24 protein-coding genes and 1 pseudogene are annotated in these 24,102 nt (G+C 58.5%); 11 read left to right on the forward strand and 14 right to left on the reverse strand.

Annotation, left to right across the window (positions count from 1 at the left end; translation table 11 throughout):
* The first annotated feature begins 220 nt into the window (after positions 1–220).
* The 3 genes from hemA to QN222_RS20255 are packed head-to-tail and all read left to right on the forward strand — an operon-like array spanning position 221 to position 3,978.
* Positions 221–1,444, forward strand: coding sequence for a 5-aminolevulinate synthase (gene hemA / locus QN222_RS20245; RefSeq protein WP_283964132.1), 1,224 nt, complete (start codon positions 221–223; stop codon positions 1,442–1,444).
* A 25-nt stretch (positions 1,445–1,469) separates the two neighbouring features.
* Positions 1,470–3,482, forward strand: a complete 2,013-nt coding sequence (locus tag QN222_RS20250; protein ID WP_283964131.1) for a DUF2849 domain-containing protein — start codon at positions 1,470–1,472, stop codon at positions 3,480–3,482.
* The gene (locus tag QN222_RS20255) at positions 3,466–3,978 is read left to right on the forward strand and encodes a DUF934 domain-containing protein (protein WP_283964130.1); all 513 of its coding nucleotides are present in this window, start codon (positions 3,466–3,468) and stop codon (positions 3,976–3,978) included. Before QN222_RS20250 ends, QN222_RS20255 begins: the two co-directional genes overlap by 17 nt.
* Positions 3,979–4,130: 152 nt before the next feature.
* Here QN222_RS20255 and QN222_RS20260 read toward each other — a convergent pair whose 3' ends face one another.
* The 3 genes from QN222_RS20260 to QN222_RS20270 form a co-directional block, all read right to left on the reverse strand.
* On the reverse strand, positions 4,131–4,934 hold the full coding sequence (locus tag QN222_RS20260; RefSeq protein ID WP_283964129.1) for an isochorismatase family cysteine hydrolase: 804 nt from the start codon (positions 4,932–4,934) through the stop codon (positions 4,131–4,133).
* A 657-nt stretch (positions 4,935–5,591) separates the two neighbouring features.
* Complete coding sequence (locus QN222_RS20265) at positions 5,592–8,174, reverse strand: MASE1 domain-containing protein (RefSeq protein WP_283964128.1); 2,583 nt, start codon at positions 8,172–8,174, stop codon at positions 5,592–5,594.
* Between the two features lie 529 nt (positions 8,175–8,703).
* A complete protein-coding gene (locus QN222_RS20270) occupies positions 8,704–9,669 on the reverse strand; it encodes a GlxA family transcriptional regulator (RefSeq protein ID WP_283964127.1) in 966 nt (321 codons plus the stop codon).
* Between the two features lie 243 nt (positions 9,670–9,912).
* On the opposite strand from QN222_RS20270, the gene QN222_RS20275 reads away from it, so the two are divergent.
* Together QN222_RS20275 and QN222_RS20280 are read left to right on the forward strand one after the other, a co-directional pair.
* Positions 9,913–10,749 (forward strand): alpha/beta hydrolase, encoded by an 837-nt coding sequence (locus QN222_RS20275; protein ID WP_283964135.1) that lies wholly within the window; start codon positions 9,913–9,915, stop codon positions 10,747–10,749.
* 60 nt (positions 10,750–10,809) lie between these two features.
* Complete coding sequence (locus QN222_RS20280) at positions 10,810–11,628, forward strand: isochorismatase family cysteine hydrolase (protein WP_283964126.1); 819 nt, start codon at positions 10,810–10,812, stop codon at positions 11,626–11,628.
* A gap of 252 nt (positions 11,629–11,880) precedes the next feature.
* Here QN222_RS20280 and QN222_RS20285 read toward each other — a convergent pair whose 3' ends face one another.
* From QN222_RS20285 to QN222_RS20310, 6 genes are all read right to left on the reverse strand, one after another.
* Positions 11,881–13,095 (reverse strand): GGDEF domain-containing protein, encoded by a 1,215-nt coding sequence (locus QN222_RS20285; protein ID WP_283964125.1) that lies wholly within the window; start codon positions 13,093–13,095, stop codon positions 11,881–11,883.
* 471 nt (positions 13,096–13,566) lie between these two features.
* A complete protein-coding gene (locus QN222_RS20290; protein ID WP_283964124.1) occupies positions 13,567–13,866 on the reverse strand; it encodes a Dabb family protein in 300 nt (99 codons plus the stop codon).
* A 201-nt stretch (positions 13,867–14,067) separates the two neighbouring features.
* Positions 14,068–14,922 (reverse strand): intradiol ring-cleavage dioxygenase, encoded by an 855-nt coding sequence (locus QN222_RS20295; protein WP_283964134.1) that lies wholly within the window; start codon positions 14,920–14,922, stop codon positions 14,068–14,070.
* A 114-nt stretch (positions 14,923–15,036) separates the two neighbouring features.
* Complete coding sequence (locus QN222_RS20300; RefSeq protein ID WP_283964123.1) at positions 15,037–16,638, reverse strand: 4-hydroxyphenylacetate 3-hydroxylase N-terminal domain-containing protein; 1,602 nt, start codon at positions 16,636–16,638, stop codon at positions 15,037–15,039.
* The gene (locus QN222_RS20305) at positions 16,635–17,069 is read right to left on the reverse strand and encodes an ester cyclase (RefSeq protein ID WP_283964122.1); all 435 of its coding nucleotides are present in this window, start codon (positions 17,067–17,069) and stop codon (positions 16,635–16,637) included. Before QN222_RS20305 ends, QN222_RS20300 begins: the two co-directional genes overlap by 4 nt.
* Positions 17,069–17,656 (reverse strand): flavin reductase family protein, encoded by a 588-nt coding sequence (locus QN222_RS20310; RefSeq protein ID WP_283964121.1) that lies wholly within the window; start codon positions 17,654–17,656, stop codon positions 17,069–17,071. Before QN222_RS20310 ends, QN222_RS20305 begins: the two co-directional genes overlap by 1 nt.
* A gap of 212 nt (positions 17,657–17,868) precedes the next feature.
* Here QN222_RS20310 and QN222_RS20315 point away from each other — a divergent pair, with 212 nt between their 5' ends.
* The 6 genes and pseudogenes from QN222_RS20315 to QN222_RS20340 form a co-directional block, all read left to right on the forward strand.
* Positions 17,869–18,822 (forward strand): LysR family transcriptional regulator, encoded by a 954-nt coding sequence (locus QN222_RS20315; protein WP_283964120.1) that lies wholly within the window; start codon positions 17,869–17,871, stop codon positions 18,820–18,822.
* Positions 18,823–19,016: 194 nt separating this feature from the next.
* Entirely contained in the window at positions 19,017–19,466 is a 450-nt protein-coding gene (locus QN222_RS20320; RefSeq protein ID WP_283964119.1) for a hypothetical protein, read from the forward strand.
* 43 nt (positions 19,467–19,509) lie between these two features.
* A complete protein-coding gene (locus QN222_RS20325; protein WP_283964118.1) occupies positions 19,510–20,106 on the forward strand; it encodes a hypothetical protein in 597 nt (198 codons plus the stop codon).
* Positions 20,099–20,290, forward strand: coding sequence for a hypothetical protein (locus QN222_RS20330; RefSeq protein WP_283964117.1), 192 nt, complete (start codon positions 20,099–20,101; stop codon positions 20,288–20,290). Before QN222_RS20325 ends, QN222_RS20330 begins: the two co-directional genes overlap by 8 nt.
* Complete coding sequence (locus QN222_RS20335; RefSeq protein WP_283964116.1) at positions 20,268–20,588, forward strand: hypothetical protein; 321 nt, start codon at positions 20,268–20,270, stop codon at positions 20,586–20,588. The genes QN222_RS20330 and QN222_RS20335 overlap by 23 nt, the downstream gene beginning before the upstream one ends.
* Positions 20,554–21,188, forward strand: a pseudogene (locus QN222_RS20340) (SOS response-associated peptidase); the annotation flags it as partial. The gene QN222_RS20335 and the pseudogene QN222_RS20340, both read left to right, overlap by 35 nt.
* Before the next feature lie 24 nt (positions 21,189–21,212).
* Here the strand turns inward: QN222_RS20340 and QN222_RS20345 are convergent.
* The 5 genes from QN222_RS20345 to QN222_RS20365 form a co-directional block, all read right to left on the reverse strand.
* Positions 21,213–21,431 (reverse strand): hypothetical protein, encoded by a 219-nt coding sequence (locus tag QN222_RS20345; RefSeq protein ID WP_283964136.1) that lies wholly within the window; start codon positions 21,429–21,431, stop codon positions 21,213–21,215.
* On the reverse strand, positions 21,424–22,128 hold the full coding sequence (locus tag QN222_RS20350) for a hypothetical protein (RefSeq protein ID WP_283964115.1): 705 nt from the start codon (positions 22,126–22,128) through the stop codon (positions 21,424–21,426). The genes QN222_RS20345 and QN222_RS20350 overlap by 8 nt, the downstream gene beginning before the upstream one ends.
* A 139-nt stretch (positions 22,129–22,267) precedes the next feature.
* The gene (locus tag QN222_RS20355) at positions 22,268–23,146 is read right to left on the reverse strand and encodes a hypothetical protein (RefSeq protein WP_283964114.1); all 879 of its coding nucleotides are present in this window, start codon (positions 23,144–23,146) and stop codon (positions 22,268–22,270) included.
* Positions 23,143–23,658 (reverse strand): hypothetical protein, encoded by a 516-nt coding sequence (locus tag QN222_RS20360; RefSeq protein ID WP_283964113.1) that lies wholly within the window; start codon positions 23,656–23,658, stop codon positions 23,143–23,145. The genes QN222_RS20355 and QN222_RS20360 overlap by 4 nt, the downstream gene beginning before the upstream one ends.
* Positions 23,655–24,056: a hypothetical protein gene (locus QN222_RS20365; RefSeq protein ID WP_283964112.1), complete on the reverse strand. Its 402-nt coding sequence runs from the start codon at positions 24,054–24,056 to the stop codon at positions 23,655–23,657. Before QN222_RS20365 ends, QN222_RS20360 begins: the two co-directional genes overlap by 4 nt.
* Positions 24,057–24,102: the final 46 nt, after the last annotated feature.

The raw sequence follows: 24,102 nt of genomic DNA on the forward strand, positions 1-24,102 counted from the left end.
GGGCGATGATGCGCCGAAAACCGAGCTTTTCTGACCCGGTGAAGGTCGAATTCAGCGGGGCGAAGCCTCCTGGCCGGGTCAAGAGATATCGCGGTATAGCGTGGTGTGTTTTTGGAGCCGTCCTGGCAACTCTTGTAATGTATGGATCATAGACATACATTGATGAAACATGTACGGCAATATCCGGCTCTCCATCCCGGACAACTCAGGTGTGCGCCCCATGGATTATAACGAGAGATTCCACGCCCTTCTTTCGGAAATGAAGCTCGATGGTCGCTATCGGACGTTCGCGGAGCTCGAGCGCATTGCAGGTGAATTCCCGACAGCGCTGCGCCATCGGCCTGATGGCACAACGCAGCGGGTGACAGTTTGGTGCAGCAATGACTATCTGGGCATGGGCCAGCACCCTGATGTCTTGCACGCCATGCACAGTGCAATCGATCTATCAGGGGCCGGCACAGGCGGTACGCGCAACATTTCCGGGACCAATCGCCAGCACGTCGCCCTTGAGACTGAGCTTGCTGACCTGCATGGCAAGGAAGCCGCGCTGATCTTCACCTCAGGCTGGATCTCCAATCTTGCTGCCCTGGGTACGCTTGGCCGCGTTTTGCCGGACTGCGCCATTTTTTCCGACGCTCTGAACCATAACTCGATGATCGCAGGCATCCGCCGATCAGGCGCAGAGCGCTTCATCTTCCGACACAACGATGTCGCGCATCTGGACGAGCTGATGAGCGCCGTTGATCCGAACCGCCCGAAGATCGTCGCTTTCGAGAGCGTCTACAGCATGGACGGCGACATCGCTCCGATTGCGGCGATCTGCGACGTCGCTGAGAAGCACGGTGCCATCACCTATCTTGATGAAGTGCACGCAGTTGGCCTCTATGGTCCGGATGGCGGCGGCATTGCCGATCGAGAGGGACTCGCCCATCGTCTCACGGTGATCGAAGGAACGCTTGCCAAGGCGTTCGGCGTTATCGGCGGTTACGTCGCCGGCCCCGCACTCCTGATCGATATCATCCGCAGCATGGCGGACAGTTTCATTTTCACGACTTCGCTCTGCCCTCATCTGGCAGCAGGTGCCCTGGCCGCTATTCAGCACGTCAGGGCGCATCCGGAAGACCGGGCAAAGCAAGCTGCGAATGCCGGGAAATTGAAGGCGATGCTCGTCGACGGCGGGCTGCCGCTGCTCGACAGCCCGAGTCACATCCTTCCGGTGATCGTCGGTGACGCGCACCTGTGCCGCCGGATCAGTGAACGCTTGCTGGATGAACACAGCATTTACGTTCAGCCGATCAACTACCCGACGGTCGCGCGCGGACAAGAGCGACTGCGCATCACGCCCACTCCCTTTCATAGCGAAAACCACATGCGAGCCCTTGTTGCCGCGCTTCTCGACGTCGGCGGCGATCTCGGCTGGGTCGCTGTCAAGAAGGTTGCCTGATGTCCGGACAGTTCAGGAGTAGTCAATGCCTCGAAGTGTAATCACAGCAAATCGCTTAACCGATGGCGTCGTTGTCTGGCATACTTCAAATGGAGGCTGGAGCGAACGGCTCGACAATGCTGCGGTCCTTTCGGATGAGGACATTTGTGGCCAGGTTGACAAGCTGCAGAACAGCGCCCGCAGTGTGGCGGTCGATATCAGGTCGATCCCCGTCAATGAGGTCGGAGGTAAGCCCGTTCTGGTGGCCAGACGTGAGCGATTGAGGGAGATTGGCCCGAGCGTGCGAGCCGACCTTGCTGCCACGCCCCCGCAGGAGCGATGGGCTCCCCGGCCATTGCCAGAGCCGCCTTCAACCACATCGAGATCGCCCTTTGCCGGGATCTATCGCTATGACGAATATGATCGGCAGTTCCTGCGGGATCGGGCCGAGCAATTCCGGCGGCAGGTTCAGCGGCGTATCAGCGGGGAACTTACCGAAGAGGAATTCAAGCCGCTCCGGCTGATGAACGGCCTCTATCTCCAACTCCACGGCTATATGCTGCGGGTTGCCCTTCCCTACGGCGTTCTCAGCGCATCGCAAATGCGTCAGCTCGCCTATATAGCGCGCTACTACGACCGGGGTTACGGACATTTCACCACACGCCAGAACATCCAGTTCAATTGGGCTCGACTCGCCGACGCGCCAGAAATTCTGGCTGTTCTCGCTGAAGCGGATTTGCATGCGATCCAGACTAGCGGCAACTGCGTCCGCAACGTGACAACAGACCATTTCGCAGGGGCGGCCGCCGAGGAAGTGGTTGATCCTCGGCTATTTGCAGAGATCCTTCGGCAATGGTCGACCGATCATCCTGAATTCACGTATCTCCCGCGCAAATTCAAGATTGCCATTACTGGCAGCCCGCAAGATCGGGCGGCGGTACGGGTCCATGACATCGGGATTCTTGCTAGTCGCAGCCGGACGGGCGAACCGGGCTTTACGATTTATGCTGGCGGCGGTCTGGGCCGCACGCCTGTTGTCGGCACCAAAGTCCGTGACTGGCTGCCGGTGCGCGAGTTGTTGCGATATGTCGAAGCCATTTTGCGGGTCTATAACGCCCTCGGCCGACGCGACAATATCTACAAGGCGCGCGTCAAGATTTTACTTCGCGAGATGAAGCCCGAAAACTTCATCAGCATGATCGAGGACGAGTTCGCCGGTATGGCAAACAACTACAATGTTCTCGAGGAAGACGTCATCTCGACGATAGCCGCTCGTTTCAGCGAGCCGCCTTTCGAGCCGTTGCCGTTGACGAGTCCCGTGCTTGAGAACGCAAAGCGTATAGATCGCGCCTTCCGCGCCTGGTTTCGGACAAACACCCATCCTCACCAGAAGAGAGGTTACGTGTCCGCGGTCATCTCGCTGAAACCGGTCGGGGGGATTTCTGGCGACGTCAGCGCCGACGAGATGGACCTGATTGCCGAAGCAGCCGATCGGTTCTCTTTCGGGGAAATTCGCGTATCCCATGACCAGAACGTGGTTTTGCCCCATGTGCGACAGGATCAACTTCACGAGCTTTGGCAGACCCTCGTGGAAGGTGGACTGGCATCGGGCAATGTTGGTCTCGTCACCGATATCATCGCCTGCCCCGGGATGGACTATTGCAGCCTGGCGACTGCGCGCTCGATCCCGATCGCGCAGAAGATCGCCGAACGTTTCGCAGATCCGGAGAGGCAGGAGCAAATCGGACCGCTGGATCTGAATATCTCGGGTTGCATCAACGCCTGCGGCCATCACCATGTGGCCCAGATCGGCTTGCTCGGCGTCGATAAGAACGGTGAGGAAGTCTACCAAATCACGCTCGGCGGTTCGGCAGACGAAGAGGCCTCGATCGGGAGTATAATCGGTCCGGCGGTACCGGCGGAAAAGGTGCCCGAGGCAATCGAAGCGATCGTCGATGCCTATATCGCCCATCGTGCAGAGACAGAGGCATTCATCGAGACTTACAGGCGCCTCGGAGCCGCGCCATTCAAGGAGGCCGTGTATGGCGCTCATCGATAGTGCGGGTCAGATCCTCGACGACAGATGGACCTATCCCGATTGCGAAGGCGACGGTAAGGTAGGTCCTAACTTCGTGCTTTCGATCGAGAGCCTGACAGCCTGGGGAGCCGAGCCACCGGCGATAAGTCCGCTTGGTGCGTACGTTGGCGAAGGGACAACCGCCGACGAGGTCGCTCCGTTCCTTGATCGCGTCGATCTAGTCGTGGTGGCTTTTCCGAAGTTCAGGGACGGTCGCGGTTTCACCGTTGCTCGAACGCTGCGCGAGAAGTATGGCTTCAAAGGCGATATTCGGGCTATTGGCCACGTCCTGCCGGATCAACTCGCTGCACTTGTGCGATGCGGATTTTCTACCATCGTCACACCTCGAGAGCACCCACCGTCGCAATGGGCGTTTAACGCAGCTTCCAAGGACGAAAGTGCCTCGGCAGGCCCCCTACTGAGGCGACTGATTGCCAAGCGAGCTACCCAAGAAGAGGATGTCGATGAGGCCGAATGATCATGCAAATCGAACATGATTGTTTCGCCCCCATTGCCATCCTTCCAGGCAGCCAGGCGGGTACAGGGGGCGGTGGGAAGCGACTGTCGAGCTCCCGGACTCGATGCCATCGGGACGGGCAGCCGGACCGGCTGCCCCGGGACGGCCATGCCTCATTGCGTGATCATCATCTTTACGGCATCATCGGTGGTCCAAAGTCCGTTCGCCATATATCGGAAATTGACCAGCGCCGCCTGATAGCCATCGCCCTCAGGCAGTTTAGTTGCGGCTATCGCGTCTCGTATGACCGCTACTTCAAATCCCTCTTCGAGGAATTCGCGAAGGTGTGATTCAACACACATGTTCGCAAGCATTCCTGCGAGAATTATCTGAGTGACGCCCTGCTTGCGGAGCTGGAAGGAGAGGTCGTTTAGCTGGGGACCGTATAGCTTGTGCGGCGAGGCAATGATCGTTTTGTCGTCTTCGATATACTTCTTGAAATCGGGTAGGAAGTCTGCGCCAGATCCCTCGAAGCCGTCCAATGTATAAGGACCCTTCCGGTCGAAGACGCCGACATCATGCTGAAAGATCTCGAGCGGACCCTGTACCTTCCAGGTGTGATCCCAGTGGTAATAATGATGGGGTGATATCGCGACCACCATTCCTGCCTGTTTTGCGGCGGCGAAGAGCTGATCCAGGTGGGGAACAACTTGATGTTCGGTGACACTCTCACCCACGACGGACCAAGCAAGCCCCTTGGGGCTCATGAAATCATTCTGTGGATCGATAACGACGAGCGCCGCTCTTGAAACGTCAAGCTTCATGTTGCCCTTGGTCAGTGCTGGATTGGCCGGATCTTTGTACAAATCGGCGGCTGGCTGTGCATTGGCGGGCGCGCCGAGCCCAATAAGAATAACTGCTCCAGTCAGAAATGCTGCTCCGACCTCTCGAAGTGTTTTCAACTTGCGGCTTGACATTGAACTGTCTCCTGTTGAGGCGATTGTTCATTTGCGCCCGAGTCGGAACAGCACAGCCGCAAGTGTATTACTTTGCAGCCGATCAAGTACTCGGGTTTTTCGTAATGATTTTACGCTAAACCAGCAGTCACGAGGCGACAACTAAACTTTGGTTTGGGTACACCGGAGAGAACGTTTTCTATCACAACTTGAAAATCCCGGGCTTTGACCTGCCATCGCACCACATGCTGCGTTTGACGGAAACTTGAAGGGACTCGAAGTGCAGACGCTTATCTATTGTCTCCAGCAAGACGCTCGTAGGAAGGACGGCAGCTTCCTCCGCCACACGGGCGTCAGTCTTGGTGAGGTGAGCAAAGCGTCAAAAACCGGAATTGAACGTCGCCGACGTCAAGGCGGATACGCGGCCCCTCGGTCTGCATCCTATCTCTTGTCAACATGAGCGGTGACCCGGAGCAGGAGAACTTCAACGACGATATCACAGCCAAACAGAAAGCCCCCGCCCGCAATCGCCGCCCCAAAGAACGCCCCCAGAGGTAAGCGGGAGAGGAAAGATAACTGCCCCCCGAAACAGGCTGCGCGCGGACGCCCTCGATCTGTGGCTGCGACGAGTCCCAGGTTGGAGGCTATCCGCGATGATTACGGTGTGGTCGTCCGTCGTTATTGCGGTGCCGTCGCTTCGACCGGCAATGTGAAGACGAACGTCGCTCCATTCGGCTCGTTTTTCTCCGCCCACAAGCGTCCGCCGTGCGATTCGATGATCGAACGGCAGATCGCCAATCCCATGCCCATGCCCTGCTCTTTGGTCGTGAAGAACGGTTCGAATATTCTGTCGGGAAACTCGATGCCCGGGCCGCAGTCGCTGATTTCGGTCTGGATCACAGCATCCACCGATCGCACCCTTATCAGCAGAACTCGGTCGCCCGTGACAGGGGTCATCGCGTCCATGCCGTTGCGGATAAGGTTGACCAGGACCTGCTGAATCTGGATGCGATCAAGTGCGATGGGCGGAAGGTCCCTTTCGATGTCGATATCCATGCGGACACGCCGCCGCGCCGCTTCGTCGGCCACCAATTTCAAAGCTTCGGCGATAACGCCGCTGAACGCGGTAGAGCCCCTCGTCCCTACGGATTGTTTGAATAGTGCACGGATTCGGCTAAGGACATCGGCGGCGGATTTCGCGGAGCTAATGGTACGCTCCGCCGACTTTCGGGCCCGCTCGAGATTTGGTGGGTCTGCGGCGAGCCAACGCTGGCAAGCATGAGAGTTCGCCACAGCAGCCGCCAGCGGCTGGGTCACCTCGTGGGCGATCGAAGCCGAGAGCTCCGCGAGGCTGGCGGCCTGTGCCGCCTTGGCGAGCCCGTCGAAGGCTTGCCGCAGCGCCGCTTCCGCGCGCAACTGTGCCGCTTCCGCGCGCTTGCGTTTGGTCAAATCGAGAATGTAGGCGACCCCTTGCCCCGAGTCTCCCTCGAAGCAAGCAGCCCCGATCAGTACAGGCACCCGGCTGCCATCCTTCCTGAAATACTCCTTCTCGCGGGGCTGCATCTTGCCCGTCGTCTTGAGCTCTTCAGCCTCTTCGCGCGTATGCGCTTCTTGCCATTCCGGAGGAGTCATATCGAACCACCGAAGTCCGGCGTGCAAATCCTCGCGGTCGTACTGGACCATGCGGAGAAACGCATCATTGGCGTCGATAAGCCGTCCGTCCAGGTCCCAGATAACGATCCCGATAATATCTGAATCGACCAGTCGCCGAATCTTCGATTCGCGTTCCTTAATGTCACTGTAAAGGCGCATCTGATCGTCTATGTCGAGAGAAACCCCGTACCAATGCAGAATCGCTCCGTCTTGACCTCGCAGCGGCTCAATACGGTCTTCCACCCAGCGATACAGGCTGTCCGCGCGACGCAGGCGATATCTTCTGGAAAAGGGCTCACCGGTGAGGAGAGAGTGGTTGAGCGCTTCCTTATACCCGGCCGCGTCGTCGGGGTGGACGGCGGTCGCGACGGCTGCCGCCAGTCGGCTCCTACCTGGCTCTTCCAGATCCGTTATGCCCAGTCCGAGAAAATCAATCAGGCGCTTGTTGAAGAACATCGGATTGCCATCGGGCGCCAGACGCGCGATGGCAACTGGGACCACGTCGACGAGTTCTCGCAGTTCCCGCTCACTATGCGACAACGTAAGCACCGCCTGCTGGTGCTGGCGGGAGATGGCGGCCACGATGAGCACGGAAAATGCCGAGATGGCCAAAAAAAGCTGCAGCGCGTACTGCAATTGCCTCTGGAACTCAGGATCGCCGACAAATTGGCTGGCGCCCGATATCGTGAATACCACCGTGATCAGGACCAGGAGGGTCAAGGCGACGGCAGCCCCTTTGAACTCGAAGCGGACCGCGGCCCAAAGAAGCGGTGGCAAGACGACGTAGGCGGAGGCCAGATGACCGCTGAGGGAAAGGGCGGCGACACCGAGAAAGATCACCCCCAGGATGCAGGCTTCAATCCAACGTGTGACCGAGAGCTGGGTCCTGCCGCCCCAGTTCTGGAACACGACCAGCGCCAGTGGGGCCACGATCAAGACTCCGGTCGCGTCCCCGAGCCAGAATAGAGGCCAGGCCGCCGTGAAGGTTTGCGATTTTATCCCGAACCACGCGAGTGTCGCACTTCCCACCGTCGCGCTTACAACCGGCGCAATTCCGGCGCCGAGCACGACCAGTGCCAGAACCTCACGCAAGGTTTCCAGCCGAACCGGGCGCCCGCACGCCCAGTTCACGAGCCATGCGCCGACCACCGCTTCAAGAGCGTTGCCGGTATAGATCAGGAAGGCCGCAGGTAGCGGACTGAAGAACCACAGGGAATTGCTGAACATTTCAGCAAGACAACCTGCCACCAGCCACCACGGCCAAGTGTACCTGGAGGTGTAGACAAGCGTAGCAATGCAGAGCCCGCTCGGGGGCCAAATGGAAATGCCTGTTCCAGGTACGATTGCGAGCGCCTGCGCAACTCCGGCCCCCAAGACGTAGGCCGCAGCAAAAAGCCCCAGATACAGGAGTTTGGGTCGGTGCGACCAGACGCAAGACCACCAGCTTCTTTCAAGATCGGTCGCCTTATTTTCGCGGGCTAAGCTCAGTTCGTCTGAGATGAGAGGTCGAGCATCGGTTTGCAATCCCCGATCGGGTCGCTCCAGGTCATGTAGTGCGCGCGTCGCAACGGACTCGGTTTCGCCAAGCGAGTCGGACGCTGTCGTCATTGGCTTGATCCCCCGGACCGCGAAAGCCAGCCGTATGCACCGTGCTGAATGGCGGGCTCACAAACGGAAGTCCGTAAGATGCAGCGAACTGACCTGTGCGCACTAGTTTGGGGAGATTCCACCTAAACCGCTTGATTGTAAAGAGCCGGCGGCGATCCGGCATCCTCGATAGGTCATATGGCTCGATGCTGTCCGGACGCTCCCTGCGTGAACGGGCGACCTCCTCTTGATGTGCGGCTTGACTATAGCCACGACGCTTTCGGTAATGCGATCCCGAAAGTCAAAAATATCCTCCTCCGATCCATCACTGTGCTAGGCCCAGAGATATGCGCCGACACCGACGTTAGGCCGTATCCTTCATTTCGCCGTCCTTTCCGCTTCGTGGCTCGTTTGACCACGTACTTATGGCACTCTCGATGCTGCCGGGAAGGCGGCAACCATCCCATCTGCCAAGCGACATCCGGCCGTTTCCCGAACGAAACGCACACCGAATTATCGAGACGTTGGGACAATGCGACACTTCAGTTGATCATGCCGTCCGCTCTGTAGCAGCAGCCTGTCTGGCCATACGCCGCATCTCCTGCGGCGTGTGCCCGAAGATCCGGATGAAGCTCTGGGCCAGGCGATCCGGATCGGTGAACCCGACAAGACGGCCGATCTCGTCGAAGGACAGCCGACCCTCCTCGACCAGGGGACGCGCCGCCTCCACGCGGAGCCGCTCGACCGCCTTGGCCGGGGTCATGCCGGTGGAAGAGGAGAAGGCACGCCCGAACTGGCGGACGCTCAGGTGCGCGACGTCGGCGAGGCGCTCCACCGAAAGGTTTTCGGCCAGATTTTCCCGCGCGTAGCTCAGCGCCTTGCGGATGCGATCGGAGCCGGGATCGAAGTCGAGCAGCGATGAGAACTGATACTGACCGCCCGGTCGCCGGTAGTAGACCACAAGCATGCGCGCGACCGCCTGCGCGGTCTCCTTGCCGAGATCTTCCTCAACGAGGGCGAGCGTCATATCGATGCCTGCCGACATGCCTGCCGACGTCCACACGCCATTATCGCTGGTGAAGATGCGGTCGCCATCGACCTGAAGCGTCGGATATCGGGCCTGCAGCTTCGGCGCGTAGAACCAATGGGTCGTCGCGGCGCGCCCGTCCAGGAGTCCGCTTTCCGCCAGCAGGAAAGCACCCGTGCAGACGCTCGCGGTGCGGCGGGCCTGCGCGGATACGCCGCGAACGGCATTCGCGATCTCGCTCACCCACACCCCTTCCGGCGGTTCCCGCCCGCCGACGACAATGAACGTGTCGGTCGCCTCGATCGTAAGCGCTACCGTCGCAACCTCCACACCGCAGGTGCTGCGCACCAATCCTCCTGTAACGGACGCAACCCGCAGGCCATAGGGCTTCCCCGATATCGCGCCGGCATTGGACAGCACCTCAAGCGGGCCGCTGAGATCGAGCAGCACGAACTCCGGATAGACGAGAAATGTCACGTGACGGGGCATGGCCGAAATCCCGGGATTAATGTCGTTTGAGACATTGATGCTTGCTCGTATTGTGCTGTCAATCCCATTGAGCAACGGAGCCGCCAGGTGAGCACGACATTTTCCAAACCTATCGATCCGGTCCGCCGCGACCTCCTGCTGTTCGGCCTCGGCGCGACGGTTTTGTCGGCTCTGCCAATCCTGCCGGCTGCTGCCTCTCAGCCCTCCATTCCAGGCAACACGCAATCTGAAAGGATCAACAACATGAGCACTGTTACGACCAAGGACAACGTCGAGATTTTTTACAAGGACTGGGGTCCGCGCGACGCTCAGCCGATCGTCTTTCACCACGGCTGGCCGCTGAGCGCGGACGACTGGGATACCCAGATGCTCTATTTCCTCGGGCAGGGCTATCGCGTCGTCGCTCATGATCGACGCGGCCACGGCCGCTCCGCCCAGGTCAGCGACGGTCACGACATGGATCACTACGCGGCCGATGTCGCCGCCGTGGTCGAACATCTCGACCTCAGAAATGCAGTCCATATCGGCCACTCAACCGGTGGCGGCGAGGCGGCGCACTACGTGGCTCGCTACGGCCAGCCCCAGGGCCGCGTCGCCAAGCTGGTGCTGATCGGCGCCGTGCCGCCGATCATGGTCAAGACGCCAGCCAATCCCGGCGGCCTGCCGATCGAGGTGTTCGACGGCCTCCGACGGCAGCTCGCCGCCAATCGTGCGCAGTTCTACCTCGATTTCGCGAGCGGACCTTTCTACAGCTATAACCGGCCCGGAGCGGAGAGCTCGCAAGCTGTGATCCAGAACTGGTGGCGCCAGGGCATGATGGGCGGCGCCAAGGCGCATTACGACGGCATCAAGGCGTTCTCCGAGACCGATTTCACCGGGGATCTCAAGGTCATCGACGTGCCGACGCTCGTCATGCACGGCGATGACGATCAGATCGTACCGATAGAGGATTCCGCTCCGCTCTCCGCCAGGCTCCTCAGGAACAGCACCCTCAAGATCTACAAGAATCTCCCACACGGCATGTGCGCCACCCATGCCGATGTCGTGAACCCCGACCTGCTCGCCTTTGTGAAGGCCTAGCATTTTAGCCGGCGCGGCAAGCGCGCCGGCAACCATCGCCCAATGCGAAACTGACGATCAATGAAAGGAGATATCGAAATGTTGGGTCGTGAAATGAAATTCATTCAGAAATTGAGCGCAGCGATCCTCGCTGGCGCGGTTATTCTCGCTGGGGCCGGCGCTTCCATGGCCGCGCAGCCGCTTGTCGATTATTACCAGGACCCCGCCAAACCGGCACTGACCAAGGGGAACATGAAACTTGACGTCTCGAAGGCGGCGCTCGTGGTTATCGACGCGCAGAACGACTTCATGAGCCCTGAAGGGATTGCCTGGCCGGTCCTGGGCGAAGCCGTCACCGAACGCAATGTCATTCCCCACCTTGATCAGCTCTTCGCCGCAGCAAAGCAGGCAGGAATGGTCGTCGCACTATCGCCTCACCATTACTACAAGTGGGATCACACGTGGAAGGTGCAGGGGCCTCTCGAAATATTCCAGCATGAGCTTGGCATATTCGATAGAAAAGACCCCTATTCGCTGGAGGGTTTCGAGGGTTCGGGGGCAGACTTCCTGCCGCGGTTCAAGAAATACATAGAGGATGGCAAGACTATTATCGCCTCGCCACACAAGCTGTACGGGCCGCAGCAAAACGATCTTTCCTTCCAGCTCCGCAAACAGGGCGTCACCCAGATCGTCCTTGCCGGGATGCTCGCCAACATGTGCGTTGAATCGCATCTCCGCGAGTTCCTTGAAGAAGGATTTGAAGTCGCAGTTGTTCGAGACGCCGTAGCCGCGCCCAAGTTGCCTGAGGGCGACGGCAATCTCGCCGCACTGATCAACTTCCGATATATGGCAAACGGACTTTGGACGACCGATGAAACGGTCAAGATGATGGCGCCGTAATCCAAAGGTCGGGAAATCGGATGGGAAGCCGCCCCATCCGATTTCCCAAAGAAATACGGCCGGCCTCATTGCGGCCGTTGAGTTCCGGTTGTTGGCGCAACGCCGCCCTTTGGCACTGTCGCAGCGAAAGTCCACAGTCCACCCAACGGAGACATTGGCGCCAGACGCGATGTACGGCTCGATTTATCCGAATGCGGAAATTGTTTCCGGTATCCCACGATGAGCAGCGAGTTCCGACTGCTTTTGTCATGCCTAAGCAGCAGCGCCATTACGTGTTGTGTCTATTGACTGAGCCAGGACGGGCAGGTTCCGAGAGTCGCGCAGGTCCGCGGCCCGTGTGATCTCCGCCATCACCCGATTTCGACCGGCCGATTTCGCAGCATAAAGAGCGCAATCAGCACGGTCGATGGCGCTATCCAGTGTCGTCTCCCCGTCTCGCACCGCCGACACACCGCAACTCGTCGTGACATTCCGGTTTAGCTCATCCTGATGCCAGTCCCTATTGGCAAACGAAACACGAAGCAGTTCTGCGAGCGCAACGGCCTCTTGTAGCGACACGTTCGGCAGAAAGGCCATGAACTCTTCGCCACCGTACCGCGCAGCGCTGCCGCGCCCGGCCACCAGGCCCCTGATCTCCTCGGCCAAGCCTGCAATGACCGTGTCGCCGACAGCATGCCCGAATGTGTCGTTGATCCGCTTGAAGTGATCGATGTCGCAGACGAGCAGTGAGCCGCTGAGACCGCCTGTATTGAAGTCTCTCTCCAACGCCTGTTTAAAGCCGCGGCGATTGAGGAGCCCCGTCAGCTCATCCGTTTCGGCGGCAGCTCGATGCCGCTCGATTGCAGCAGATGCACTCGCACCCAAAGCGGTGAACGGGAAGAACATGCAGACGGTTATGGTGGAGACACTTACCTCGAGATTATAGAGCGAGGTGGCGAAGTCACCGAAGTCATCGCTTGAGTTCGTGAAAAAGGTGAAGAAGACCGCCCGCGTGAGGGAGTCCAAGACAACGATCGAACTTGTTACGACGAGTGCGATATCAATGGGACGAGATGCTCTCCGCGTCACGATCAATACAGCTACTCCGAGTAAAAGCGCGAAGCCGACGTCGGTCAGGAACAATTGCTGGACCAGACTTTGCTCAACGAAAACGATGTAGGTGAGGACAACTGAATAGGCGGCTGCAAACAACACTCGCGGTATCCGAAGCCTTGGCGCATTGAAATGCACCAACAGGCCACTGCCGTAGCAGTAGGCCGCTCCGATGAAAATCAGACCGGACGCGAACGCCGCGGAATACGGCTCCGTCAAAAACGTTGAGACGACGAATCCGGCGGCAGTCTGGGCAAATCCCGCGCTCCATTGCCAAGCCGGCGTGATCTTCATCTGCCAGAGCAAGACAAAAGCCAGTGTTACAATGCTGAACAAGACCGGCGGGACGTAAAAGATAAGGTCGATCTCGCCCATGTCGGCATCCTGAAGCAATAAGTGATTTTATATAGATTGACGTTAGTTGCCTTCGTTTAACGGATGTTGAATCGTGCCTCAGCACGGCTTGGTCTTACGGCCTTTCGGCGGACCGCGCGTTTCGACCCATTGCTGTCTTTGAAAGCAGGCGAAGTGAGTGTCTGCCATCTCGCCATGCTCTACTGTTGTGAAACCCCATAGGGCTGCCGGAATGGATGCAAGCGTGATCCATGAACAAGTGAGTCCAGCGACCCACACCAATTTGACGAATTTTATAAGTTCTGCAATCATTTGGCGATTGTTCGCCTTGCGTTCATCCAAGGTTTAGAGCAGGCTGCTTCATACGGAAGCATAGCCTGAGCTTCCCGCTCAATCTCTTCGGAGATCCGGACAACGGTTCCTGATCCAAAAATTACGCGAGATGGGTGACCGTTGTTTATGAAAGCTTTCATATCCTTCGCCTCTCTCACCCTAGACCTCGTAATCGACCTGATAACGGGCCGTTCGAACGCCCTCTAGCTCCTGTCTAACCCTCAGATGGGCGGGGTGTTCGGCGTAGGCGGCCAACGATGCCTTGTCAGTAAACTCTGAATACAGAACGACATCACAGGCGTAGGGTACACGGCTGAAGTCGATGCCAACTTCGAGGCTGACCAGCCCAGGAACCTCGCCAATAAGCCCCTCGAAGCGTAACTTGAGATTGAGAGCCGATGCCTTTCGCTCTTCTTCACTCTCACCGCGAACGTTCCAAATCACGATGTGCTTGATCATGGACGCACCCTTACTTGCTGATTGTCGTCCGCCACATTGTGGTTGCACAGCACTCGCGCCGGTACACGCGATGCACTTGGTTGCAGCCCGCAGTGCCTCATTGGCGGATCTCCTTAGTGTGCCACCCCGATCAAGATCTTTTGGCTCAAATTAGTATTCTGCGCGGTGGTGTTTGCGGGTTCGGCCAGCAAGGGGTCGCCCCTACCTGTTCTCGCCCGACCGCGCCAACACGAAATCATACTCGGATCGCCATGGGGTTTGACCGTCCATCAACCGCTCGAATGGGGCAACAAGCGTTCGCTTCACCCCAAAGACTGTATCTGACGCCAAATAGGGGTCGCCGCCCACGAAGGTGTGTGTCACCAGCTTTTGAAATCCGTCCGCGTGAACCATGTAGTGCATGTGCGCAGGTCGGTATGGGTGTCGGCCGAGCGCCTGAAGCATATTCCCAACCGGGCCGTCGTCCGGAATTGGATACGAAACAGGCTTAATCCCGATAAAGCGGTAGCGCCCATCAGGACCGGTGAAGAACGTCCCTCGATTGTTCCATTTCGGCTGCAGGTCGGGTTGCTGGATGTCGTAGTAGCCATCGGCATTGTCTGACCAAACGTCAATTCGTGCCCCCTCGATCGGTTTCCCATCAAGATCAACGACTCGCCCTACGAAAAGACATCCCTCTCCCTTTCCATCGAGGGAGATCCTGTCGCCGGCTTTTCTAACCGGCGCGCCCGCGACAAAGAACGGGCCGAGAACTGTGTTTTCGGTCGCCCCTTCCGGCCTCCGATTGTTGATCGCGTCAACGAGCATGGATAGACCGAGAGTGTCCGATAGGAGGATAAATTCTTGGCGTTCGTCCGTACAGATCTGACCGGTACGCGTGAGGAACCTAATGCCGGTTTCCCACTCCTCATGCGATAGATTGATTTCGCGAGCAAATGCATGAAGGTGCCCTACTAGACACGCCATTACCTCGGCCAGCCGAGGTGAGGCGTCCGCCCCAATTTTAGCATTCACGACTTCCACAGAATTCGCCTCGGTGAAGAAGGCTTCTGGCAAATCTGCTGCGGCTGAAGAATGTGTCATCAGTAAATCCTCGTGGAGCAGCGGCAGCTACGGCCGCCCTGGGTAAAATTGCCGCGTCGACGACCGGGAACGCCGACGCGGTCGTTGTCAGGCAGCGCCGACGCTGACACGTTCACCCGACGAGCCAATGTAACCGTCATGCACATCCTGAGCGCGTGCGTACTCGGGTTGGAAACGCACGTTGGCGTAGTGGGAATTCTTTTCAGCTTCCTGTGCACGCTTACCCAGTTCTGCTGTGTCCCCGAAGCCGAGCACCTCGCGGGCCAGTGCGGTCAACGGCCCATCGACGTGATATTCGGTTCGCTGCATCGTTAGCAGGTTGATCAGGTACAGAGGTGTTCCGTTGAATTTCTCGAACATTTCGTGACGAGTGCCCCATTCAGTCAGGAAGCGCTCACTGATCTGCCGGAAGATCTTGATGCGGTCGTATGCGCTGATCTCAGGCCCGCGCAGCGCCTCGGCGAGCTTCGGACCGATGTAAGGATCGTCAAGCTCGCGCTTCGTCGGTTGCAGCACAATCCCACGACCGCAGAACTCGATCAGCAGGTTGACCATCTTCGGCTGGTGCTCAAGGTAGTGAGCACGTCCGAAATCGATGTAGATATTGTTCGGCTTGAACAACCCGCCCGGTGTCGCAAAGCCAGTTTCTTCAGCGGCTAGCATGAAGGCCGTGCAGGTCTCACGGAACCTGATCAGCTCGGCAAGTTGCGACTGGACGACCGGATTGCTACTCGTGCCCAGAGATTGAGTCAGCAGCAACGCCAACCCGACCATCAATTCGGCGTGAACGCAATGGCGAATCTGTGTCTCAAGATGGACCCAGTCAAACTGACGCTGGGGATACCACTTGGCGTGATCCGGATTGCCGATGTGCTGGACCTGCGACCAGGGTATCAGGACATCGTCGAAATACACCATAGCGTCGAGTTCGTCGCCGATCGTTGCCAGTGGACGATCATACGGATCTGCATCTGGTTGCACACGTGACTCGCGCGCGACGATAGAGATCCCCTTGGTGGCGATTGGGACGAGAGCGTAGACGGTCTGCTCAGGGGTCTGACCGGGACGCCAAAGGTTGCCAATCAGAAGGTGATTGACGAAAGGAACGGAAGTTCCGATGGCTTTCCAGCCCTTTACGATGATGCCTTCGGCCGTCTCTTCGACGATGCTTAGCATCGGAGTTTCGCCGAGGGCGTCGCTTCTACTACGGTCGAACTGCACGTCGACGAACATCGGCGAAATCGCGAGGTCCTTGCTGGTGACTTCATCCCACTGACGTTGGATATTTCCCGAAAGATCTCGATGACCATTCTTGAACCGCGAGTTCTTTGCCCACGGTTCCTGATCATCGACCTGCGTGAACATTACGCAGTTCATCCCCATTGGCGGCCGGGTAAAAATGCCGCCCTTGAAATGGCGAAAAATGAAATCGGCGTACTTGCGTCTGCGGACGGTGTCCTCCTTCGAACGCGGCAGGAACCAATGCATCGACTGGCGGTTGCCTCTTTCGTCGATGAACGTCGCTATTTCCTGGTTCTTGGGATCGAGATGCAGGTCGTAGTAATCGGCGATCGCCTGGGCGTAGCCGCGGGTCTTCGGATGCGTGGTGACATCCTCGATGAGTTCACCACCAACGTAAACCCGACGATTGTCGCGCAATGACTCGAGGTATTCCTTACCTGTTCTCATGATCTTTCCTCCTGGGTGTTGAAGTTGAGTTGCTTGTGGAACGTTGTTGCGTCCCAGTAATCTTCACTGCGCTGGATCTTGCCGTTCGTGATTTTGAGAACCTGGATTCCACGCAACGAAATCCTCTGACCGCGTGGCGTCACGGGCCCCATTTGCGTCTTGAGCGTGCCGGTGAGCGTGTATGCGACGGCGACTTCATCGCCCTGCCCCACGATCCTGGACGTAACCTCCCATGCTGCATCGGGAAACCAGCCAAGAAACTTGCGCAAGCCGTCCGCGATCGCAGCCGCGCCAATCTTTGGCCTGCCATGCGCTACATCTTCGTGTGAGGCGTCATCGGCGTAGTGTTGCGAGACAATGTCCAACTGGTGATCGTTATAGGCAGCGAAAAGCTGCTCCGCGATCGATGCTGATTCGACGGGGATTCCCATTACGCCACCGCCATTTGCAGCGAGACGCCGTGCATGTACTGCCCTTCCCCATAGAGCAGCGGCTTTTTGGCAGTTGGGGCGAGAACTGACGTCACCCGACCCATCACGACCAAATGGCTGTTGACTACCAACGTGGCCGTTGCAATGCAGTCTAATGTGATGAGGGAATCCTTCAGGACAGGCATGAGGATCCTGTCAGGATAATCGCTTTGAGGAACGGCGAACTCTTCGACGAATTTGTCTTCGCGCGGGCGAGAACAAAACTGCGAGATTGCTAGCTGATCCTGGCTAAGGACATTTACGGCAAATCGCTGCAGTTTTGTGATGCAACTTGCTGTGACGGTTTCCCGGTTCACACAGACCAGCAAAGTTGGCGGATCCATGCAGACGGGGGTGAATGCACTTACAGTCATGCCCCACGGACGATCCTCATGCACCGTCGTGATGACAGTGACGCCACCAACTACCTTGCGCATCGCTGATCGGAAAGCTGCCGCGTCAGTCCCTGCGTCAAGCTCCCAGTTTCGGCAATAGTCTTGAGCAAGATCATCGCGAACGGCTTGATCTTCATTCGTAAAATTGCGCATAACTCCTCCAATTGCGCGGACGTTACGCGTCTCGCACATGTGCAATTTTGGCGTTACTTAGAAAACCGTGAGCCGAACAGATGAACTATTTCGGCCCGCATTCCCGCTGCTGTTATTTTTGTTGACAGAGAGCTTAGCGTTCTGTCGTAATGTGTCCAATCGATAATTCGTAAGCCATCTATCCACCACATCAATACATAGCGGAATGTGCGATGAACCTTCGCGGTATCGATCTGAACCTCCTCGTGGTCTTGGAGGCGCTGCTGAGAGAGAAGAATGTCAGTCGCGCGGGTGAAATCGTTGGACTCAGTCAGTCTGCGACCAGCGCTGCCCTTGGCCGTCTCCGGGACATCTTTCACGACCCCTTGCTTGTGAGGGTTGGACGACAACTCGCGCTTACGCAAAACGCGGAAAATCTTATCGAGCCACTTCGCGACGCGCTCAGCAAAATCCGGCAGACGCTTATGCAGCAAGGGGGATTTGACCCGCTAACAGATAAGCGAACATTCACAATTAGTGCGTCCGACTACGCCGTTCTGGTGCTGCTTGGGCCGCTCGTGAAACGATTGGAAGCAGAGGCCCCCAATGTCACGATACATCTTCTTCCGCGATCCAGAGAAACCGAAAAGATGCTGGTCGAAGATCGCGTGGACGTGGTCATCGAACCCAGCGAGCTGTTGCCTGGTAGCGAATTCCCATCGGAGGCCCTGATCAGCGACAGGTGGCTGTGCGCGGCAGATTTCGAGAATACGCTCATCGGTGGAGAGAGAACGCTCTCGCTCCAAACATTTCTTACCGCTCCGCACCTAACCTATGGGATTGGGCTGGACCGCCAGCTTAATTTGGCGGACCAGCACCTCGCGCGGGAAGGTGTAAATCGCAGGATCGCGGCAACGGTGGAAAGCTTTGTCCTCGTCCCCTTTCTCCTGCGTGGCTCCAATCTGATAAGTCTAGTTCTGGAGCGAGCAATAAAAGAGCTCGCCGTGCCCGGCATTGGTGGCTTCGAGCCCCCATTGGTCCTACCGGACATCCACGAGAGGATGTATTGGCATCCCCGGCACACGAGCGATCAAGCGCATATTTGGCTTCGGGGCCGGATATCGGGCTTGGCCAACAACATCTCCATTAGCGGTACACAAGTGGAGAGAAACTGGGTTCCCTCCTAGTAGGTGTCACGGACGTCACCGCCCGAATGGCTTAGTGCATCTGACAACGTCGCGGCTTCAGACCACCCCTGGCAACACAGCATTGACTCCTCGTCGAATGAGAACATAATAAGAACATTCATCGGCGCTGCGGCGCGCCACCACGAAACCTGAGGGGACCGACAACCGCTGCCTGCGGGCAGACAAGGTGCGCCATGCGAACATTTGAAGACGAAATTAGGAATTTGATCGCGGTCGACATGGCCGTTCTTGCCCCACATCGAAGGCGCGGTATCGCCGGTCTCGATCAATATCGCCGCACCGTCGAGGTCCACGGCGTGCAGGACGTAGCTGTCAAGATCGCCGAATCCTTCTGCTCCTTTGCCATCTTCGATGGCGAGCAGGTGCTGCGTTATCCAGCGATCACTCCCTTCATCACCGAAACGCTGTATGCCCTGCCGATTGAGCTGCGACGGGAGGCATGCGACCGGGACCGATTGAAGGCCGATCGGGCGCGCGGCCACATGGCGCAGATGATATCGTCAGCATTGTTGAAGCGATATCGTTTCGAGCAATTGAAATGTGGCGTGGCGCCGTCGAGCACTGACTGGGACGGCGCCTTCGAGCGGCAGTTCGGCAACGGCCAGAAGGCTGCTGAAGGTTGAAGCCGTCGAACGGTGCCATAATATTCAGCCAGGAGGAATGAACATGCATATGATCAATCCACCGAAAGAGAACAGAAACCTCTTTGACCGGCTGCTCGATCTGGAAGAAGCGCTAGAGCCCCCCTTCCGCGAAATCACGGCGTCCGCGGAGGATGCCGGCTGGACCAGCGTCGAAATCCGCAACGCGCTTGTTAGCCTGGCAGAGCACTACTCGGACGAGGGTGGCGGACGCGCGCCCAGTTCGGATGAGCATTCGAGCATAGCCGGATACTGCTCAAACCCGAAAAGGATCGACAGAAACAATCTCCACCCTCTCCTCTTCCATGAGATACAAAGCCGGGAGGATTTCTTCGATTTCGAAGGCTACAGGGCAAGTGTCCTTTGCTATCCGGGAAAGGAGCCGGCGGGTTGGATCGAGATGGCGATCCAGCAGAAAACCGGTGAGGTTTGCCTGCTGCATGCCGTCATGGCTAGAGCCGGTCCGGAACTCTTGAAGCTCGAGGTAAAAACCACTTGTCCGATATGGGGATCCGGCAAGGCGGACGGCCCAAGGCACGCCGCCATGCGCTTTTACGAGACTCTGCTCGAAGCCGGACACCTGAGCTTCGAAGTCACCAGCGAGGTCGGCTTCGATGAGTGACGAAAGGACAGCGGGCACCGAGCCGCACCGCGATCACGGGCTTTACGTCCACTATTGCGAGCACCCTGGCTGCACGAAGTGGGGCGGCTTCGGCTTCGCGGCCGGCAAGGCCGAGCCCAACTGGTTCTGTGCCGAGCATCGACCAGAGTGGAATCCGCGCCATGAGGCACGCACGCGGAATTGATCTGATGGGTGGGCGCGCGATCGACCCCGAACGCGGAATCGGCCACCTGCGCCTGGCCGACCTCGATGAGGACCAGATCCTCGGTGCCCGCTGCGCCGCATGCGATTACAACAACTGGGTTAACCGCTGGGACATTGGCCGCAAATATGCCAGTGGCGCCACCCTCGACGACTTGCGGCCGCTGCTGCGTTGTACGCGCTGCGGGAACAAAGGCAACAACGGCTGGCGGATCGGCCGGATCAACCGAGACTCGGAGTGGGTGGATGTGCAACCGGTATCGCATCGAGGTGGAATTTGACGAGCTGTGGCGCGTTGCGAGGCCGCATCGGGACATGACCAACCGGGCGAACCCCACGACGGAGGTGTTTCCGGACAAGCCGGGCCTGGTCGTCCGCAACAGCCCCGATGGCGAGCGTGAGCTGGTCAATCTCACCTGGGGCATGCCGTCTCCGCCGACAGTCACGAACGGAAGGCCGGACTACGGCGTCACCAATATCCGCAATCTCGATTCTCCCCATTGGCGCGGCTGGACCGGCGTCAACAACCGCTGCATCGTCCCGTGGACGGCCTTCTGCGAGTACGAAGACACCAAGCCCAAGAAGACGGCCCGCTGGTTCGCGATCGATGACAGGCAGCCGCTCGCCTTCTTCGCCGGCATCTGGACACCATGGAAAGGCGCGCGGGGCTCGATGAAAAACCCACGCACCGGAGAGCACGAGCTGTTCGCCTTCCTCACCTGTGAAGCAAACGCGCTGGTCAAGCCGATCGTCCGAAGGCCATGCCGGTGATCCTCACGGATCCAGCCGAGATCGAACTGTGGCTGACGGAGGAATGGAAGGTTGCGAGAGCACTCCAGCGGCCGTTGCCGGTGGACGCAATGAGGTTGTTGCCGGTGGAAACGTGCCCAGCAGGAACTTCTGCTCTAGGCGCCGGGAGGAGAAAAAGCCGCCCATGCCTTGGGCATAGACCGACAATAGAGCTCGGTTGCGATGCGAACTTCCTTGTCGACACCCATCTCCGTTATCACTCGCGGCAAGGAGTCCAGCGTTGGCACCTGATTGTCGTGACGACGGATCTGATCTCGCGGAGGGGCAGCGTCGCCGTGGCTGGCGACGAGATAGCCGTATTCTTCGTCAATCATGGAACCTCCATGATTCGTAGCACTCCATGCAGAGGAGACGGTCGCCGAATTCGACGTCGGGACCTGCCAGGCGTGCTTCCAGGCCAGCTTTCGCGATGATCGCGCCGCCGCGACCGCAATGCTCGCAGCACTCCGAGAGCCGCTCCTGCGTCTTTTCGAACGCGAAATCGAGCGAGATACGATCGTCTTCGTAGATGCCGGGCTTGTAGCGAGCGTCGATGACGACGAAGGCCGCCGAGCGAGTCTCGATGCCGAGGATATCGACCGCGTCGAGCAAGCCGTGAAGGGAGAGGAATTCGTACATCTCGGTGACGATAGTCTGCAGGCCGCGCCGAAAGCCCAGTTGATCCACCGACGGAACGGCATCGCCGTAGCGCGCGACCATGGCTTCGTGCCAGTCGCTGTCGGGGTGCAGCGGAAAGCGCGCGCCCTTCAGGACCTTGTCGGCTGCGTCTTCCGCGTCGTGTATCACGTCATCAAGTCCGGCAAGACCGACGTCGACGGCGACACGGAGCTTGCCGTCGATCCAGATGCGGAGAACGCGCAGCGTGGCATTGGGATCGAGGACAGACAGCCGTTCGAAAAAGTCGGCAACAACCTGCTCAAGGTTTGCCGGGATGTCGATGGATTCGGCCGCGGAGGGAACGCGGACACCGAACTGCTCTCGGAGCTGTGCGTGGAACTCATCCTGCATCATCGAGGGTCTCCTGAATTTCGGCGAAGGTTGCGGGTGCGGATCCGGCCCTTTGGTGTCGGATACCAATTTGAATGCCAGCGCCCGCAGCACCCTCTCATCGAGGGAGGCGCCGCGCCATTGTCACCGGAGGTGGAGAGGCTCAGCCCCGGTTGAATTTCTGGCACTCCTGCTCTGCGCGGTAGGCCTGTTCCATGCGGTCGATCTTCGTCGGTCGGAGGCGGCCAGTGGAACGGAGGAAGATGAGCATCGCCTCGATGTCGTCGCTGCCCCCGGGAGGCTCGCCATGGACGACAGGACGCCGGGCCAGCTTCTGCACCCAATAGCGAATCTCGCGCTCGGACGGAGGGTAATAGATGCCTAAGCGGTAAAGCCGGTTGTCCGTTCGAACCCAGCGCGGGGGCACCATCTCGTCCATCTGCACGATGGGAGACGTGTGCCCATGCTCGCCGTCGCTGATATCAGGTTGGCCGAAGAACCAGCCAAATAGCCATGAGCGCGGGCCGCTCTCGCTCTGGTCCTCGATCAGCCATCCTTCAATGATCGGAGCAGCGTTGAACTCCGTAACGGTCGGCCGAACTGCTACGAACGGATCCGCCTCAGGGGAATAAGGATCGTCAGGATTGGAGGGGCCCTCGAACGGAACGCCCTTGCCGAGCTCGCCGTCAGCATGCTCGCTGCAGGCAACCTTCCACAGGCCATTGAAGTTGTTGAGCCGCCCACGGCGTCCGCAGCTCTCGCAGATATGGAAGGATCGCGCCGTGGCCAGCCGGTAGGCATCATCGATCGCGCGGCGAGCATCAGGTGCGACGTCTGCCACAGCATAGTGGATGGTCAGACCACCCATCTTCTCTTTCACCCGCTGCAGCGTGAACATGCCTCCTGCAGCCATGGCTTTGTTCGCGTCGGCGAAGAATGCATGCAGGATGCCCAGCCAGCCATCATCGCAAGCGATCGCCAATGGTCGGCCGTCGAACCCCAAATGCGGGTATCGATCGCTTAACCCGGTAATCAGGCTCATGGCTCGGATCCCTGTTTGCTTCCGCTTCGCCCAGGATTTCCTCGGGCCAATTGGCCGAGCTCACGCTTGCGGCCTTGACCGACGACGATACTGCCGCCTGTATACGGTTTGAAGCCGATAGCATCGAGAGCCTCCCCGAGGGTCTCACCCTGCCTTGCAGCGGTAATAAGTTCGGCAAGATCCTTGAGAGAGATCACCACCGTTATGTCTTCGGACTCCTTCCGATTGCCGATAAGCTGAGGCATGCCGTTTCGGGCCTTCCCGAGCACTGCGCTGAGCTCGTCTCGTGCCTTTCTGACGGTTAGGGGATCCCCGCCGATCCGAACGATCGTCTCCACCAGGCTATCGGCTATGTCCTCCCTGCTGGCGTTGCGGGTGTCTTGCACCTGCTTGAGTATTCTGGCGTCCATGTTCTCTGAACTTTCGGCGGGGATTGGCGGCGTGGCCATGACCTCTAGAGACCGTAGCTTTTCACCGCTGTCTGACGGTTGCCAAATCGACCCAGCGCTCATGATTTCCTATCCTGCTTGGTCCGTTCCGGTATACGCCCCTTCATTCCGAGAACGGCGGCGTCGACCACCTCAGCGATGGGTCTCGATTTATGGATCATTCCATTGCGACCGTAGTGACCCTCTGGCCACTGGGTATCATAGAAAATCGGGACGCACCTGTCGTCGTCGGCTAAACGAAACGCGAGCGCGCGCAACTTACGATCGGCAATGATCCCAGGATCCATCACGGCGACGTCTGGCACAAAGCTCGGGTCCAGCCTGGGGCTTGACTCGAGATCGCTCACGACGAAAACGGTCGCCCCTGCCGCCGTAAAGGCCTCCTCGAGCTTTGCCGCGGTTTCTGCAACGTCAATGATGACGACGGTCACATCACTAAGATCCGTCTTCAGAACACTCATTGAACCCCCATTTGAATCCTTGATCCAGGACACGCTCTATTCGGAG

The organism is Sinorhizobium sp. 6-70 (assembly GCF_030124375.1).
Taxonomy (GTDB): domain Bacteria; phylum Pseudomonadota; class Alphaproteobacteria; order Rhizobiales; family Rhizobiaceae; genus Sinorhizobium.

Excerpts from the sequence above, each read along its gene's own strand:
- hemA (WP_283964132.1), top strand. The coding sequence starts at position 221 with ATGGATTATAACGAGAGATTCCACGCCCTTCTTTCGGAAATGAAGCTC.
- QN222_RS20250 (WP_283964131.1), top strand. The coding sequence starts at position 1,470 with ATGCCTCGAAGTGTAATCACAGCAAATCGCTTAACCGATGGCGTCGTT.
- QN222_RS20255 (WP_283964130.1), top strand. The coding sequence starts at position 3,466 with ATGGCGCTCATCGATAGTGCGGGTCAGATCCTCGACGACAGATGGACC.
- QN222_RS20260 (WP_283964129.1), bottom strand. The coding sequence starts at position 4,934 with ATGTCAAGCCGCAAGTTGAAAACACTTCGAGAGGTCGGAGCAGCATTT.
- QN222_RS20265 (WP_283964128.1), bottom strand. The coding sequence starts at position 8,174 with ATGACGACAGCGTCCGACTCGCTTGGCGAAACCGAGTCCGTTGCGACG.
- QN222_RS20270 (WP_283964127.1), bottom strand. The coding sequence starts at position 9,669 with ATGCCCCGTCACGTGACATTTCTCGTCTATCCGGAGTTCGTGCTGCTC.
- QN222_RS20275 (WP_283964135.1), top strand. The coding sequence starts at position 9,913 with ATGAGCACTGTTACGACCAAGGACAACGTCGAGATTTTTTACAAGGAC.
- QN222_RS20280 (WP_283964126.1), top strand. The coding sequence starts at position 10,810 with ATGAAAGGAGATATCGAAATGTTGGGTCGTGAAATGAAATTCATTCAG.
- QN222_RS20285 (WP_283964125.1), bottom strand. The coding sequence starts at position 13,095 with ATGGGCGAGATCGACCTTATCTTTTACGTCCCGCCGGTCTTGTTCAGC.
- QN222_RS20290 (WP_283964124.1), bottom strand. The coding sequence starts at position 13,866 with ATGATCAAGCACATCGTGATTTGGAACGTTCGCGGTGAGAGTGAAGAA.
- QN222_RS20300 (WP_283964123.1), bottom strand. The coding sequence starts at position 16,638 with ATGAGAACAGGTAAGGAATACCTCGAGTCATTGCGCGACAATCGTCGG.
- QN222_RS20305 (WP_283964122.1), bottom strand. The coding sequence starts at position 17,069 with ATGGGAATCCCCGTCGAATCAGCATCGATCGCGGAGCAGCTTTTCGCT.
- QN222_RS20310 (WP_283964121.1), bottom strand. The coding sequence starts at position 17,656 with ATGCGCAATTTTACGAATGAAGATCAAGCCGTTCGCGATGATCTTGCT.
- QN222_RS20315 (WP_283964120.1), top strand. The coding sequence starts at position 17,869 with ATGAACCTTCGCGGTATCGATCTGAACCTCCTCGTGGTCTTGGAGGCG.
- QN222_RS20320 (WP_283964119.1), top strand. The coding sequence starts at position 19,017 with ATGCGAACATTTGAAGACGAAATTAGGAATTTGATCGCGGTCGACATG.
- QN222_RS20325 (WP_283964118.1), top strand. The coding sequence starts at position 19,510 with ATGCATATGATCAATCCACCGAAAGAGAACAGAAACCTCTTTGACCGG.
- QN222_RS20330 (WP_283964117.1), top strand. The coding sequence starts at position 20,099 with ATGAGTGACGAAAGGACAGCGGGCACCGAGCCGCACCGCGATCACGGG.
- QN222_RS20335 (WP_283964116.1), top strand. The coding sequence starts at position 20,268 with ATGAGGCACGCACGCGGAATTGATCTGATGGGTGGGCGCGCGATCGAC.
- QN222_RS20345 (WP_283964136.1), bottom strand. The coding sequence starts at position 21,431 with ATGATTGACGAAGAATACGGCTATCTCGTCGCCAGCCACGGCGACGCT.
- QN222_RS20350 (WP_283964115.1), bottom strand. The coding sequence starts at position 22,128 with ATGATGCAGGATGAGTTCCACGCACAGCTCCGAGAGCAGTTCGGTGTC.
- QN222_RS20355 (WP_283964114.1), bottom strand. The coding sequence starts at position 23,146 with ATGAGCCTGATTACCGGGTTAAGCGATCGATACCCGCATTTGGGGTTC.
- QN222_RS20360 (WP_283964113.1), bottom strand. The coding sequence starts at position 23,658 with ATGAGCGCTGGGTCGATTTGGCAACCGTCAGACAGCGGTGAAAAGCTA.
- QN222_RS20365 (WP_283964112.1), bottom strand. The coding sequence starts at position 24,056 with ATGAGTGTTCTGAAGACGGATCTTAGTGATGTGACCGTCGTCATCATT.